We start from the raw sequence: 14,804 nt of genomic DNA, 5'->3' as shown, positions 1-14,804 counted from the left end.
CATGTAAAACTTGCTGCCATTACTAGTTGTACACAGTATATAGGCGATTATTATTACCAAAACACTAGTAATGGTAACATTAATATCTACCCTTTTTAAACTACTGGAAACATTAAAATGAAGAAATTGTAAAAAAGAAGTAAATAAATATGTAGGAAATATGGATTATTACAAAAATATTACAAAAATCGGTCTAAAGTTGGTGGCATAAAATTGTGTTTTAACGTAAAATACGTGTATAACTGTGTTTACAGTTTTCTTTAATACCGTGTAGAAAGATAGGAGAGTTACATGGACAAATTTAAACAACAACTCATTAAATACATTAAATCATTCTTTGGATTTATTGGAAAATGGATTAGCACCTTATGGCGGAAATTTAGACGCTTCTGGAAAAACAAACATATTGGCAAGATTTTTTTACTTGCAGGACTCGTATTTTTATTAAGTTTTATTATTTATCTTGTTGTAGTAGCAAAGTCCGCAGATATAGATGCTTTGAAAAAAGGCTTAGAATCAGCCACGATTGTTTACGATAAAGACGGAGATAAAGCGGGAGAATTGTCATCAACTGACGCAACCTTTGTATCAATTGATAAAATCTCTAAAAATCTCCAAAATGCAGTCGTATCCATTGAAGACCGACGTTTTTATGAACACAAGGGCTTTGACTTAAAAGGAATCGCTCGTGCTGGAGTTAACCTGATTACAAACGGGGGAATTTCGGGTGGTGGTAGTACTATCACACAACAGCTTGCCAAAAATGCCTTGCTAACCCAAGAACAGACCTTTACGCGAAAAGCGAAGGAAATTTTTATGGCTCGAGAGATTGAAAAAACCTACTCCAAAGATGAAATTATGGAAATGTACTTAAACCGCTCTTACTTTGGAAACGGGGAGTGGGGTGTTGAGAACGCTTCTTTGAAATACTTTGGAAAGCCAGCAGCTGATTTAAACATCCCGGAAGCTGCGACTATTGCGGGACTGCTCCAAGCACCGAGCGCCTATGACCCGTATCAACATATTGAAAAGGCAACTAATCGACGGAACATGGTACTTAATGCTATGGTTGAAACCGGCGATATAACCAAAGCAGAAGGCGACAAATATAAAGCGACCAAAATCGTTTTAAATGACCAATCAAAAGATCCACTTGCAAACAAATATCCTTGGTATGTTGATGCAGTTATCAATGAAGCAGTAAATGAAGCTGACATCACTCAGGATGAAATTATGCAAAAAGGATATAAAATCTATACGGAATTAGATCAAAACTATCAAACCTCTTTAGAAAAAGTGTATAATAACGATTCTTTATTCCCTAGAAATGCGAACGATGGCACGCTTGTCCAATCAGGAGCTGTTCTAATGGATCCAGCAACAGGAGGAATTAGGGCGCTTGTTGGTGGACGAGGAGAGCACGTTTTCCGTGGATTTAACAGAGCTACGCAAATGAAGGCTCAGCCAGGTTCCACGATGAAACCACTCGCTGTCTATACGCCAGCACTTCAATCGGGTTATAATGTCGATTCGATGTTAAAAGATGAAAAAGTAACGTACAAAGGAAACTATACTCCAACCAACGTAGGCGGAATTTATAATGGAGAAGTCCCAATGTACAAAGCGGTGGCAAACTCAATCAATGCGCCAGCGGTCTGGTTGTTAGATCAAATCGGTATTGACAAAGGTGTTAAATCTGTAGAAAAATTTGGCATCGAAGTACCAGAAAAAGACCAAACACTTGGATTAGCGCTCGGTGGTATGAGTAAAGGTGCCTCGCCTGTTGAAATGGCTACTGCCTATGCTACATTTGCCAATAACGGCGCAAAACCAGAATCGCATATCATTACTAAAATTGTTGATCCATCAGGAAATACCGTTTATGAAAATGTTCCAAAAACAAAACAAATTATCTCAAAAACTGTTTCAACAGAAATGACATCGATGTTACTTGACGTAATCAATACTGGGACTGGTCAGAGTGCAGCAGTTTCCGGTCACGAAATGGCAGGTAAAACTGGTTCGACTCAAGTTCCTTTCAATGATACTAATGGGACAAAAGATCAGTGGTTTGTAGGTTACACGCCTAATTTAGTTGGCGCTGTTTGGATGGGATTTGATAAAACAGACAAAGACCATTACCTCACTACAACAAGCTCTGCCGGGGTATCAAGCCTAGCTCATTATGTAATGAACAGTGGCTTACGTTACCAAAAATCTGCTGACTTTGATACTAAAAGTGCCGCACAAGAAACTGCTGCGAAAAAACAAGAAGAAGAATCCGACAACAATAGTGGCAGCGACTTCTGGAGTGGCGTAAAAGACAAAGCAGGTGAAGCAGGCGAAACGATTAAAAAAGGCGCCGAGAAAGTAAAAGAATTTGGCGGAAAAGTTTCAGATGGTATTGGAAACTTAATTGATTCTATCGGTAACTAATAAAAAGCACATTTTACTTTATTCTTAGTAAAATGTGCTTTTTTATATTGCTTTAATATTATAACTGTTATACAATGAGTATAACAAATAAATGAGGTGAATACATTGGATAAAACGCAAATAGCATTACTAATTCCCGTAATAATTCTTTATTTAGCCTTACTTTTAACAGCGATTATAGATTTAGCTAAAAATTGGCAAACCCGTAAAAACCCTATTATTTGGTTAATTGTCATTATATTTATTAATATCTTTGGTCCAATTGCATATTTTATTTTTGGGCGAAAAGAGGATGAAAGCTAATGAAAAAATTAGAAATCGAAGGACTAAAGAAAAAATATAACGGAAAATGGGTTATTAAAGGAATCGATCTAACTATAAATAATAAAGAATGTGTATCTTTAATCGGACCAAATGGCGCGGGTAAGTCGACAATGATTAACATGATTGTCCAAATCTTAGCGCAAGACGAGGGTCAAATTAAACTAGATGGCCAAGAAGCAAAGTTAGTGCGTGAGAAAATTGGTTTTTTACCACAATATCCAGAATTTTATGGTTGGATGAGCGCATTAGAATGTCTTCGTTTTATGGGAAAACTGTCTAACATGAAAAAACAAGATTTAGAAGAGCGAATCAAAGAAGTCTTACTACTAGTTGGATTAGCAGATAGTACTAACAAAAAAATTAGCACCTATTCAGGAGGAATGCGGCAACGTCTTGGGATCGCTCAGGCAATTTTACATCGACCGGAATTGCTTGTTTTGGACGAACCGGTATCCGCACTGGATCCAATTGGTCGCCGGGAAATTATCGTGCTTTTAGAAAAACTGAAAAGTGAAATGACAATTTTGTTTTCAACTCATATTTTAAAAGATGCGGAAGAGATTTGTGACCGTATTGCAATTATAAAAAACGGTGAATTAGTTGCGGATAAAACAGTTGAACAGCTTATGCAAGAAGAAAGTTCCCCGGTATTTGATGTTGAATTTATTGGAGATGAGGAAGCTTGGTTAGCGCTTCTTAATCAAAATCAGCATATTGAAAAAATCGAAAAGGTAGGCATGGTTTATCAAGTGTATGCTATAGATAAAAAAGCTGGCTCAGAAGCTATTCTAGAGGCACTATTAAAAACGAAAGGTGAGCTGATTCGTGTAGAAAACAGACACCAAAGTCTAGAAGAAATTTTTATGGAGAAGGTGAGATAATGACGCATTTTAGTGCTTTGCTCGGAAAAGAATGGTTAGAACAGCGGCGGAGTTTGAGAATCATTTGGATGCCAATTGTCTTTGCACTTCTTGGACTTACACAACCATTAATGCTTTATTTTTTACCAGAAATACTTAAAGCGGTCGGAACTGGCGCAGAAGCGGAGCAAGTTGTCGCTTTGATGGGAAATCAATCAGCGCAAGAAGTAATGTCGCAAACACTTGGCTCTCAGTTTGATCAAATTGGAGTTATCATTATGATTGTCGCGGCGATGGCTTGCATTCAAAATGACCGTTCTAGAGGGATGCTTGCTTTTATTATGACTAGACCAGTATCAGCCGTAGAATATGTCCTATCCAAGTGGGTTATGCAGTGTATTGTTGGCTTAAGTTCATTATTCATTGGTTATGTTTTAGCAGCATATTACACGTATTTTTTATTTGGCGATTTAGATATGAATTCTTTGATCGAAGGATTTTTTGTCTACGCACTTTGGTTTGTTTTTGTTATTAGTTTGGTCGTTTTCGCCAGTGCTGTATTTGATAGCAATGCCGTAGTTTCAATGATTAGCGTATTTACAGCCATTCTCTTAGGTGTTATTAGCGGTTTTGGCGGTTGGATACAAATGTTTAATCCTGCTTACTTAAGCAAAAATGCAACCATGCTAATAATGTCAGAAAAAACAATGGACTACTTTATACCAACACTGTTCATTTCAATAGCTTGGATCGCTTTATTAATAATTCTCACCATTGTAATGATTAAAATAAAACCACTTCAAAAAACAGAATAGCGAACATTATTTGTTGGTTTTGCGTAAACATCCGGAATATAATAAAATAGAATAAAAAGGGGTGGCAAAATGGAACGAATTGAACGTGATACACTTGGAGAAATTTCAGTTGATGCGACTAAGTACTGGGGAGCCCAAACAGAGCGAAGTAGAAGAAACTTTGCTATTGGTGATAATTATATGCCGAAAGAAATTATCTACGCTTTTGCTCAGTTGAAAAAAGCTGCGGCTAAAGTGAATGCCTTAGAAGGAAAGTTATCCGAAGCGAAATCGGTAGCAATCGGAAACGTTTGTGATCAAATCATTCAAGGTGAACTAGATGAACATTTTCCTTTAGTCGTTTGGCAAACGGGAAGCGGAACGCAAAGCAATATGAACGTTAATGAAGTTATTGCGCACGTTGCCAATTTAACTTTAGGTGAGGAAAAAGTTCATCCAAATGATGATGTTAACATGTCGCAAAGCTCGAATGATACATTTCCGACAGCGATGCATATAGCTGCTTATCAAGCTTTAGTAACGAAACTTTTACCAGAAATAACTAAAATGGAAGAAGTTTTAACGACGAAGAAAAATCAGTATATGCAACTCGTTAAAATTGGTAGAACACATTTGCAAGATGCGACTCCACTAACGCTTGGTCAAGAAATTAGCGGCTGGGAAGCGTGTCTGACAAATAATAAAAACTACCTTGAGTCTAGTATGAAAGCAATTTTACCACTTGCAATTGGCGGGACAGCAGTTGGAACGGGATTAAATGCCTCCAAAGATTTTGGTGATAAAGTTGCAGAAGAACTAATGAAACAAACTGGTTATCCTTTTACTTCTGATTCTAATAAATATTTCGCTTTAACGAGTCATAGCCCGATTAATTTCGTCCATGGAGCCATTCGCAGCCTTGCTTCTGATTTAATGAAAATTGCTAACGATATTCGTCTACTAGCAAGTGGTCCTCGTAGTGGCATTGGTGAACTAACGCTCCCGGCTAACGAACCAGGCAGCTCCATCATGCCAGGAAAAGTGAACCCTACACAGTGTGAGGCAATTACGATGGTGGCCGCTCAAGTAATGGGAAATGATACAACGATTAATATTGCTGCAAGCCAAGGTAATTTTGAATTAAATGTTTATAAGCCTGTAATTATTTTTAATTTCTTAGAATCTATCACATTACTTTCTGATAGTATGCGCTCCTTCCGAATTCATTGTTTAGAAGGACTAACTGCCAATGAAAGTGTGATTGAAGCTAAAGTAAATGATTCGCTGATGCTTGTTACAGCCTTGAATCCACATATAGGTTACGAAAAAGCTGCCAGAATTGCCAAGTTAGCCTTCGATGAAAATACGACTTTAAAAGAAGCAGCAATTAAAACTGGTTTTGTAACAGAAAAAGAATTCGATTTATGGATAGACCCACTAAAAATGACTAATTTGTAATCTCATACTTTAGAATGAACTTCCCTAGAAACAATTGTTGTCTAGGGATTTTTCACGTATAATAAAACCACTTTTACTAGACAAATATTAGGAGATGCAAAACATGTCAGTATTATTTACGATACTTTTAATGGCAGTGATTGGCGGATTTATTGGAGCGATGACGAATTATATCGCTATCCGAATGCTCTTTCGTCCGTACAAAGCCGTTTACCTATTTAATAAACGTTTACCATTTACACCAGGTCTAATTCCAAAAAGGCGCGATGAACTAGCGGAACATATTGGAAAAGTAGTGGTAAGTCATTTGCTAACAGAGGATGCTATTCGCGCCAGACTATTGGATGAGAATTTACAAAGAGAAGTAACAGAAACCATCACAAAAATGTTTCATGAAAAAATGAAATTAGAAACAACGACGAACGAATTACTGCACCACTTAGGATACGAAAATGCAGAAGTTCGCTCTATTTCATGGTTAGAAAGAACGCTAGAGATTGAAATTAGCCGCTTTTTAACAACAAAACAATCAACACAAATGAGCGAGTTAATTCCTTCTATGCTAGAAAACGAACTAACTAAAAAACTACCTCATGTAACAGACAGAATAACGAGTAAAATGAGTGTTTTTATAGCGAGTGAAGCAGGCAAAATTCAGATTAAACAAATGCTTCAAAAATTCTTTGAAGAACATGGGAAAATGGGCAGCATGGCGAGAATGTTCATCAATATCGATAGTTTCTCAGAAAAAATTCAACAAGAGGGCTTAAAACTTATTAACCAAGAAGACACTAAAAATATCATCAACCAATTGCTAACAACTGAATGGCATAATTTTGAAGCAAAAGAGCTACAAGAACTTATCCCGACAGAAAAACAAGCACATTTGGCAGGGCAGCTTACTTCAGAAATTATTCAAGCTGTTCCACACGAAAAACTATTTAATCAACCCATTCAAGGCATACTACGCAATTATGAATCCGCCATTACAGAAAAAATGATTCCTTTTGCAGTAGAGCGAATGCTTGATTTTGTAGCGACTCATAGTGCAGAAATAGTGGAGCGAATGGACTTAGCAAAACTTGTCGAAACACAAATAGCGACTTTTTCATTACCTGAAATCGAAAAACTTGTTGTAGAGATTTCCGGTAGAGAATTAAAAATGATAACCTATCTAGGCGGGATTTTAGGAGGATTTATCGGAATCATTCAAGGAATACTCGCGATGTGGATTTAGTTCTTTTATACTGGAATAACATGCGACTTTTTGTTATAGTGAAACAGAAGTGACAAATACAGATATTTGGAGGATTTATCAATGGCAGTTAATATTTATGATGTAGCACATGATTTAGACAAAGGAATTCGTGAAACACCTGAATTCATAAGCTTACAAGATGCATACCGTGAAGTGAACGAAAATGCGGACGCAAAAGCAAAATTCGAACGTTTCCGTGATGTTCAAGTAACAATCCAAGAAAAACAAATGACTGGTCAAGAAATTGACGACGAAACAGTAAATGTTGCACAACAAGTAGCACAAGAAGTTCAAGAAAATGAACTAATCGTTAAATTAATGGAAAAAGAGCAAGCAATGAGCACAATTATTAATGATCTAAATCGCATTATTATGACGCCATTACAAGACCTATATAACGTAGCAAACGACTAATTTTCATTAATCGAAGTGGTTCTATTATTTGTTATTTATTTAGCAAATAGTAGAACCATTTTTTTATTTGAAATGCTTGTACGTAAAGAGATAGTAAGGTATAATAAGAACGTATATTCGGTTTTTTAAGGAGGCGAAAGTCATGAAAGAAATCAAATTTTTACACATAGCAGATTTGCATCTGGATAGTCCTTTCATTGGGCTTTCGACATTGCCACAACCACTTTTTTCTGCCGTACAAGAAAGTACATTTCAATCGTTGGAACGCATCATAACGATAGCAATAAAAGAAGCGGTGGAATTTGTATTAATTGCAGGAGATATTTATGATAGTGAGGATCAAAGTGTCCGTGCTCAAGCTCGTTTTTCAAAAGAAATGAAGCGATTAGAGCAAGCTGGGATAAAAGCATTCATTATTCACGGAAATCATGATTTTATAGAGAAACATAAGGAAAAACTTCAATTACCTGGAAATGTTCATGTTTTTTCAGAACAAGTTGAAATGGCTGCCATGGAAACAAAGAATGGAGCAATTGTTCATATTTATGGCTTTAGCTACGGAGAACGTCACATTCGTGCTAGTCGTATAAACGAATATAATAAACAAGGAGAGGCAGATTTTCATATCGGGCTTTTACATGGTTCTGAACTATCAAGCAGTGAAGACCATGACGTTTACGCACCATTTCGCATTCAGGAAATCACTAAAAAAGGATTTGATTACTGGGCGCTCGGACACATCCATAAACGCCAATTATTAGCAGAATCCCCAAGCGTTTATTACCCGGGAAATATTCAAGGACGAAACCGCAAAGAGTCAGGCGGAAAAGGAGCGAGTATTGTCACATTATCGGCGTCAAATACGACCATTGATTTCATAGCAACCAGCCCTATTATTTGGGAAGAAGTAATCATTACCTTGCCTGAAAATAGCGAACTCAATACTTTTTACCGGGAAATCACAAAACTTTTAGCTACATACCAAGGTCAGAGTAATTCCTTTTTTCTGCATGTTATTGTTCAAATGGCCAATAAACAAAAAATAAATACAACTGACTGGCTACAAATGCTTCAAGAAGAAACAGACTTAACGGGAAGCACCTTTATTTGGGTTCATAAACTCACAATAGAACTGACAAACCAAAGCGATTTAAAGAACTGGCATGAGCAGCATTTAGCGAGTAAAGAAATAACTCAAGCTTTCGAAAAGTTACAAGATGAATCAGCTTTTTATCAAACTGTGGAGGCTCTATATTTTGAAAGTGGTGTGAGTAGATATTTAGACGATTTATCAGAAGAAGATCGGCAGTTAATGTTAGACGCAGCTTTGACAGAACTAGGAACGGTGCTTAAAGAAGTGGAAGGTGATGAGAAATGAGAATAACGTCCATTGATATAGTTGGTTATGGCAAATGGTCCGATGCTCATTTTAATCATATTTCGGATTTTCAAGTTATTTTTGGAGAAAATGAAGCTGGAAAATCGACTATTATGGCTTTTATACATAGTATTTTATTTGGTTTCCCAACTAGACAACAATCTATTCCACGTATGGAACCTAAAAACGGCGGACCTTATGGTGGGAGATTGACGCTCGAGGATACACCTATGGGTAAAGTGATTGTCGAACGTTTAAAAGGAAAAGCTACTGGAGATGTACGTATTTATTACGGAGATGGCCAGGTAGCTGGAGAAGAAAAATTAACGGAAATTATTGGAGAAATCGACCGTAATACGTTTGAAGCTATTTTTTCTTTTGATATTCATGGACTACAAAATATTCATCAATGGAAGAAAAAAGAATTTGAGCGATATTTGCTTGCCACAGGTACAACAGGATCAGATGCACTTTTAAAAACGGCTGAAATATTACAAAAAAAATTGGAAGCCCTTTTTAAACCAAGCGGAAGAAATCCTGCAATCAATCAACAACTCAAAAAAGTAAAAGATAGCCAATTAGCGTTTCAAGAAGCCAAAAAACAAAATGCAAAATATGAGTTGCTTTTGGTTGGAAAAGAAGAAGAAAGAGCAAGACAAACTGAATTACAAGAAGAAAAAACCGCTATTCGTGTCGAACTAGATACACTAAATACCTTGCTAGATTTATGGCCCATTTACCAAGAATGGAAGGCACTAAGCGAAAAAGCGGTACCTCTAACCGAAGCTACTTTTCCACCAGATGGTATTATCCGTTTGGAACATTTGCAACTAAGAGAAAAAGAATGGCAAAATCAATTAATTCAATTAGAAGAACGCCAAAAAAACTTGATTAACAAAAATAATTTTGAACATACTGCTTTTTTTGCTGAAAACGAAGCAGAAATAACCTATTTAATCGAAACTTATGGCGCCTATAATGAGCGCGAATTACAACAAAAAAGTTTAGAAAAAGAGATCAAGTACTATCAAACAGATGCTAAACAAACACCGATGAAATGGACAAAAGAGCTAGATCAAAAAGTACTTCGAATAAAAGAACTCGAGCAAATAAACAAACAACAACAGCATGATATTCAATTAGAATTAAAGCTTACTCAAGAATCAGAAGAAAAATTGCAACAAAAGATCGATAAAATAGAAACAAATATGTGGGATAATAAAAGATTCCAACAAGAAAAAGAAAAAATAAATTCAAAAGAAAAAACACCCGTAACTAAATCGATTGTAGCTGTTGGTATTTTTCTAGCGGCTTTAGTAGTTTTAGTGATTTTTCAATCGATTTGGAGCGTTGCTGTTGTTTTTCTAGTGGCTCTTATATCTGTTTATTTATTAGTTCTTACTAAAACACCCGCGCCTTCTAGCAATCAGCAAATTTTAGCGTTTTTAGAACAGCAAAAAATCAGGCAAGAATGGCAACAATTACTGAGCGAAATGGACATTATTGCTTCACAAATAGCACAATTAGAAGAACGACAAAGCAGAATAAACAAATCACAATACGACTATCAATCAGAACTAAACCATTTATTTGATACGTTAGCGATTAATGAACTTCCAGATGAAAACTGGGAGGCTATAGTTCAAACCTACAAAGAACATAGCGAAAAAAATCAATTAGCTGCAGAACTGACATTGAAATTAGAACCATTAGCAGAAAAACAACACTCATACCAGCTCAGATTAGAAAAACTAGATGCACCTATAGAATCGGCAAATATTGAAGAAAAAATATCTTTCTTACGCCAAGGTTTGCTATATTACCGAAATAATTTGACCGAAAACGCCAAACTCGCAGAAAAAATGGAACAAGTTACAATGCAATTAAATTTAGTAAAACAAGATCTACTACTTGTTAAAAAGGAAAAAGCGGACTTATTAGAACAAGCCAAAGTAAATAATGAAGACGAATTCCGTGTAGCAGCAATGCGAGTAAAACAAGAACAGCAATGGCGCGAACGTTTAATTCTACTAGAAGCGCAACTCGAACCAGATAAGCGACTAGCATTAAGTCAGTTTTCAGCGCAAGAAGTCATTAAAGAAAAAGAACTTCAACTAGAAGAAAAACTGCGCAAAATAGAATTAGAACAAGAAAATATTCATGCCTCATTGGCTGCAAAAAATCATGAGATAGCAACTTTAGAAGAGGGTGGAACGTTTGCTGCACTCATGCAAGACTTCTATTCAGAAAAAAGCAAATTGCAACAAATGACTCGGGAATGGACAGAAACTAAACTAGCACTTCAAATACTTCAAGAAACTATGCGGAGTTTGCAAGAAGGAAAATTACCAAAAACATTAGCTTTAGCAACTGACTATTTCAACCATTTAACGAATGGGAATTATACAAAAGTGTACTTACAAGAGAACCGGATTCAAGTCGAGAGTAAAGAAGTCATTTCATTTTTCCCAGAAGAACTGAGTCAAGCAACAAAAGAACAACTGTATTTGGCAATCCGTTTTGCATTAATTGATGTTATTCATAAAGATTTTCCATTACCTATAATTATTGATGATGGTTTTGTTCATTTTGACTCGGCTAGAATGGTGCAAATGATGCAGTTGCTTCAAAAAAGAAAGAGCACAAATCAGGTTATTTTTTTCACATGTCATCAAGAAACTCGCAAATTTTTTTCCAGTGAAGACATACGCGTGCTATAATGGTTGGAGAAACTTCTTACTACAGAAAGAAAGAAGGCGATACAATGGAAAAAAGATTATTAGACTATGAAGTTGGGGAAACAGTTGAGTTATTCTTGCTGATTAAATCAAGTGTAAAAGGAACGGCGAGTAATGGAAAACCATTTTTAAGCCTTGTTTTACAAGATAAATCAGGTGAATTAGAAGCAAAACTTTGGGATGTAAAAGAAAGCGATGAAATTAATTACGGGGTGCAGCAAATTGTTCACCTTATGGGAGATATTCAAAATTATCGGGGAAGAAAGCAATTGAAAATTCGCCAAATCAGACAAGCATCACCACTTGATGGCGTTAGCGCTAGTGAATTTATGGAGACAGCGCCTATTAATAAAGATGAAATGGCTGACGAAATAACCCAGTATATTTTCGAAATGAAAAATGCAAACTTGCAACGAATTACGCGAGCTTTGCTAAAAAAATATCAGGATGATTTTTATGATTATCCAGCTGCGATGCGCCATCACCATGAATTTGTTTCGGGATTAAGTTTCCACGTGGTTTCCATGTTGCGTTTAGCTAAATCAGTGGCTGATTTATATCCGACAGTTAATCGCGACCTACTTTATGCTGGCGTTATTTTACATGATTTAGGAAAAGTAATTGAACTCTCTGGACCAGTTTCGACCACTTATACACTTGAAGGTAATTTGATTGGACATATTTCTATCATCGTTGAGGAAGTAAGTAAAATTGCTGAAGAGCTATCGATTGATGGAGAAGAAGTAGTTGTCTTAAAACACGTACTGTTGTCTCATCATGGTAAAGGCGAGTGGGGAAGTCCGAAGCCGCCACTAGTTCGTGAAGCTGAAATTTTACATCAAATTGATTTAATGGATGCTTCGCTAAATATGATGGATAAAGTATTAAAACATACCAAACCAGGCGAATTTAGTGAAAGAGTATTTGGGTTAGATAATCGTTCCTTTTATAATCCAACTTTTGAATAACAGAAAAGCTGTTCAGGGAGCGTAACTGAACAGCTTTTCTATATAAAAAAACACGATTGGAAACTAGTTCCAATCGTGTTTTTAGTTACTTATTTAGATGAATCTTTTGAAGCAGAACCGTCAAAATCTTTGAAAGCATCTTTCAAGTCTTTGTCTTCAACTTTTACGTTAGCATCTTTGTATTCTTTTTTAAGCGTTTTTTGCATGTTTTCTGTAGTTAATTGGGATGCAAGGTAAGCTTCTTTAACAGCTTTTTTATCTTTATCAAAAGTTGTTTTTGTAGCTGGTTTGTCCATTTGGATGATGTGGTATCCATATTGAGTTTTTACTGGAGCGCTGATGTCGCCTTTGTTTTTAAGGGCATAAGCTGCTTTTTCAAATGCAGGATCCATTTTACCAGAACCAAATGGTGCTAATTGGCCACCGTTTTCTTTAGTAGCAGTATCTGTAGAATATTCTTTTGCTAAATCAGCAAATTTTGCGCCGTCTTTAAGTTTTTGTTCAACTTCTTTGGCTTTGTTTTCATCAGCTACTAGAATATGGCTTACAGTAATATCTGGTTGCCAAGTTTTGTAGTACTCTTTAAGTGCTTTATCGCTAGTATCAGCATTAGCTTCAGTTGCTTTTTGAACTAACAAGTTGTACTTAAGTTGGCTTTTGAATGATTTCTCAGTTAAGCCACTTTGAGCTAAAACTGCAGAGAATTGATCGCCGTATTGGGATTTGTACTCTTTGAATTTTTTATCAACATCTTCGTCGCTTACTTTGTATTTATCACCAAGGATTTTTTCGAAAGTAAGTTGTTGTACAAACTCAGAACCATATTTATCTTTCATTGCGTCGTAAAGCTCATCTTGCGTTACGTCGCCAGAATCAGTCTTAACGACATTACCGCCGCCACCACACGCTGCTAGACTGAACAATGCCATCATCATGACAAGTCCAAGAATTAATTTCTTCTTCATTAAATAAAACACACTCCTTAGTTGTTGGAATAATTCCCGCTTAACACAATAACTATCATAACATAAATTAAAGATAAAAAGAAAAGATGAAAGAAATTTAATGATATTCTTATGGTTTAGTCAGAAATTAAAATCGAAAAGCCACGTTCTGCACTTTCTACAAAACAATTCTTTGGCATTTTCCATAGTTTTTTAATGTGAGTAAAATCAGAAAAGCTCATTCCAAAGTGGACAGATAATAAAATTAGGAACATTCCCGAGTGCCCAATTGGAGTTATAAGCATTAAAGTGATTAGAATAGTAGTGATAACGACAAAAGGCAAAATTAATGAAAAAATGTAATGCCATTTTGGAATTATCCGTTTAATATTTAATTTTATACAGGGAAGAATAAAGAAATGGATACGCCACTGAATGACTGTACCTTCGCGATATTTAAAGCACCCAATAATATGAAGCAACTTATGAATCGGATAAATTAAAACAATACCCAAAAAGCTCATGAATTGATAATCATTTGTAAGTTGGCCGGGGTACATTAAATGTTGTGTTAAAAAACAAATACATACGGCAGCTAGCCAAACAAGAATACCTTTTAGGAAAAGTCGATTAAACTCATCTCGTCGCTCTGTGTTGATTGATTTTAAGCAGCGCATTGTAAACTTTCCTCCAGTTAAAGCTAAAATAGTGCTCCGTCAGAAGGCACCATAGTATTGTATGCTCAATTGGAATAAAATTCAACCCTTTTTTTAATAAATAATTGCCTAATTTTGACGTTTTTATGAAGGTGATTTTAAGCACAGAAAAAAACTGAGCAAGCGCCCAGTTTTTATACTTATTTATTATCTTTTTTGAGTGTTTTTTCTAAATCAGAAATTGTTTTTTGCATATCTTTAATTTCGTCTTTTAAGCGTTTCTTTTCAGGTTCCATTTCCTCGTTCCACTTAGAAACAGATTCCATAATGTCTGAAGAAACATCTTTAAGTAGTGTTGAGCCTTCTGTGCCAAGAACTTGAACAGATTGAATAAGTTCATTTGCATTGTATGCTAGTTCTTTTAAAATGACACTTGCTTCACCTGATTTAGCAACAATATCTTTTCGAAGTTCATTGCCGGATTTTGGAGCAAATAATACCGAGGCTGCGGCTCCAATTGCCCCACCAGCTAAAATACCAAAAATAAGTGATTTTTTATTCATTTATACTCCACTC

The 14,804-nt window shown here is 35.8% G+C and carries 13 protein-coding genes; 10 read left to right on the top strand and 3 right to left on the bottom strand.

Going from position 1 to position 14,804, the window contains the following annotated elements; all coding sequences use genetic code 11:
- The first annotated feature begins 291 nt into the window (after window positions 1–291).
- The 10 genes from PQQ29_RS11500 (at window position 292) to yhaM (ending at window position 12,628) form a co-directional block, all read left to right on the top strand.
- Window positions 292–2,436, top strand: coding sequence for a penicillin-binding protein 1A (locus PQQ29_RS11500; RefSeq protein ID WP_003769860.1), 2,145 nt, complete (start codon window positions 292–294; stop codon window positions 2,434–2,436).
- A gap of 105 nt (window positions 2,437–2,541) precedes the next feature.
- Window positions 2,542–2,739 carry a PLDc N-terminal domain-containing protein gene (locus tag PQQ29_RS11495; protein WP_003763578.1) on the top strand — a complete coding sequence of 66 codons (198 nt, stop codon included), beginning with the start codon at window positions 2,542–2,544 and terminating at the stop codon, window positions 2,737–2,739.
- Window positions 2,739–3,641: an ABC transporter ATP-binding protein gene (locus tag PQQ29_RS11490; protein ID WP_187983878.1), complete on the top strand. Its 903-nt coding sequence runs from the start codon at window positions 2,739–2,741 to the stop codon at window positions 3,639–3,641. The genes PQQ29_RS11495 and PQQ29_RS11490 overlap by 1 nt, the downstream gene beginning before the upstream one ends.
- Window positions 3,641–4,435 carry an ABC transporter permease subunit gene (locus PQQ29_RS11485; protein ID WP_187983879.1) on the top strand — a complete coding sequence of 265 codons (795 nt, stop codon included), beginning with the start codon at window positions 3,641–3,643 and terminating at the stop codon, window positions 4,433–4,435. Before PQQ29_RS11490 ends, PQQ29_RS11485 begins: the two co-directional genes overlap by 1 nt.
- A 69-nt stretch (window positions 4,436–4,504) precedes the next feature.
- Entirely contained in the window at window positions 4,505–5,872 is a 1,368-nt protein-coding gene (gene fumC, locus PQQ29_RS11480) for a class II fumarate hydratase (RefSeq protein WP_187983880.1), read from the top strand.
- Between the two features lie 103 nt (window positions 5,873–5,975).
- Window positions 5,976–7,109 carry a DUF445 domain-containing protein gene (locus tag PQQ29_RS11475; protein ID WP_187983881.1) on the top strand — a complete coding sequence of 378 codons (1,134 nt, stop codon included), beginning with the start codon at window positions 5,976–5,978 and terminating at the stop codon, window positions 7,107–7,109.
- An 81-nt stretch (window positions 7,110–7,190) separates the two neighbouring features.
- Window positions 7,191–7,544: a YlbF/YmcA family competence regulator gene (locus PQQ29_RS11470; protein WP_003763567.1), complete on the top strand. Its 354-nt coding sequence runs from the start codon at window positions 7,191–7,193 to the stop codon at window positions 7,542–7,544.
- A gap of 142 nt (window positions 7,545–7,686) precedes the next feature.
- Window positions 7,687–8,922, top strand: coding sequence for a metallophosphoesterase family protein (locus PQQ29_RS11465; RefSeq protein WP_187983882.1), 1,236 nt, complete (start codon window positions 7,687–7,689; stop codon window positions 8,920–8,922).
- Window positions 8,919–11,642 (top strand): ATP-binding protein, encoded by a 2,724-nt coding sequence (locus PQQ29_RS11460; RefSeq protein ID WP_187983883.1) that lies wholly within the window; start codon window positions 8,919–8,921, stop codon window positions 11,640–11,642. The genes PQQ29_RS11465 and PQQ29_RS11460 overlap by 4 nt, the downstream gene beginning before the upstream one ends.
- A gap of 44 nt (window positions 11,643–11,686) precedes the next feature.
- Window positions 11,687–12,628 carry a 3'-5' exoribonuclease YhaM gene (yhaM, locus tag PQQ29_RS11455; protein WP_153648649.1) on the top strand — a complete coding sequence of 314 codons (942 nt, stop codon included), beginning with the start codon at window positions 11,687–11,689 and terminating at the stop codon, window positions 12,626–12,628.
- A gap of 89 nt (window positions 12,629–12,717) precedes the next feature.
- On the opposite strand, the gene prsA2 is transcribed toward yhaM, so the two are convergent.
- The 3 genes from prsA2 to PQQ29_RS11440 form a co-directional block, all read right to left on the bottom strand.
- The gene (gene prsA2 / locus PQQ29_RS11450; protein ID WP_003769842.1) at window positions 12,718–13,593 is read right to left on the bottom strand and encodes a post-translocation chaperone PrsA2; all 876 of its coding nucleotides are present in this window, start codon (window positions 13,591–13,593) and stop codon (window positions 12,718–12,720) included.
- Between the two features lie 116 nt (window positions 13,594–13,709).
- Window positions 13,710–14,249 (bottom strand): DUF3267 domain-containing protein, encoded by a 540-nt coding sequence (locus PQQ29_RS11445; RefSeq protein ID WP_003763561.1) that lies wholly within the window; start codon window positions 14,247–14,249, stop codon window positions 13,710–13,712.
- Between the two features lie 179 nt (window positions 14,250–14,428).
- The gene (locus PQQ29_RS11440; RefSeq protein ID WP_003720598.1) at window positions 14,429–14,791 is read right to left on the bottom strand and encodes a YtxH domain-containing protein; all 363 of its coding nucleotides are present in this window, start codon (window positions 14,789–14,791) and stop codon (window positions 14,429–14,431) included.
- Window positions 14,792–14,804 lie beyond the last annotated feature (13 nt).

Source organism: Listeria innocua (assembly GCF_028596125.1).
GTDB classification, from domain to species: Bacteria; Bacillota; Bacilli; order Lactobacillales; family Listeriaceae; genus Listeria; species Listeria innocua.
The sequence above is the reverse complement of the archived record's forward strand: the minus strand, read 5'-3'. Positions and strand labels throughout refer to the sequence as shown.

Bases quoted from the DNA above. Each gene is read 5' to 3' on its own strand.
- PQQ29_RS11485 (WP_187983879.1), top strand. From the start codon at position 3,641: ATGACGCATTTTAGTGCTTTGCTCGGAAAAGAATGGTTAGAACAGCGG.
- PQQ29_RS11500 (WP_003769860.1), top strand. From the start codon at position 292: ATGGACAAATTTAAACAACAACTCATTAAATACATTAAATCATTCTTT.
- prsA2 (WP_003769842.1), bottom strand. From the start codon at position 13,593: ATGAAGAAGAAATTAATTCTTGGACTTGTCATGATGATGGCATTGTTC.
- PQQ29_RS11465 (WP_187983882.1), top strand. From the start codon at position 7,687: ATGAAAGAAATCAAATTTTTACACATAGCAGATTTGCATCTGGATAGT.
- PQQ29_RS11440 (WP_003720598.1), bottom strand. From the start codon at position 14,791: ATGAATAAAAAATCACTTATTTTTGGTATTTTAGCTGGTGGGGCAATT.
- PQQ29_RS11470 (WP_003763567.1), top strand. From the start codon at position 7,191: ATGGCAGTTAATATTTATGATGTAGCACATGATTTAGACAAAGGAATT.
- yhaM (WP_153648649.1), top strand. From the start codon at position 11,687: ATGGAAAAAAGATTATTAGACTATGAAGTTGGGGAAACAGTTGAGTTA.
- fumC (WP_187983880.1), top strand. From the start codon at position 4,505: ATGGAACGAATTGAACGTGATACACTTGGAGAAATTTCAGTTGATGCG.
- PQQ29_RS11475 (WP_187983881.1), top strand. From the start codon at position 5,976: ATGTCAGTATTATTTACGATACTTTTAATGGCAGTGATTGGCGGATTT.
- PQQ29_RS11445 (WP_003763561.1), bottom strand. From the start codon at position 14,249: ATGCGCTGCTTAAAATCAATCAACACAGAGCGACGAGATGAGTTTAAT.
- PQQ29_RS11490 (WP_187983878.1), top strand. From the start codon at position 2,739: ATGAAAAAATTAGAAATCGAAGGACTAAAGAAAAAATATAACGGAAAA.
- PQQ29_RS11460 (WP_187983883.1), top strand. From the start codon at position 8,919: ATGAGAATAACGTCCATTGATATAGTTGGTTATGGCAAATGGTCCGAT.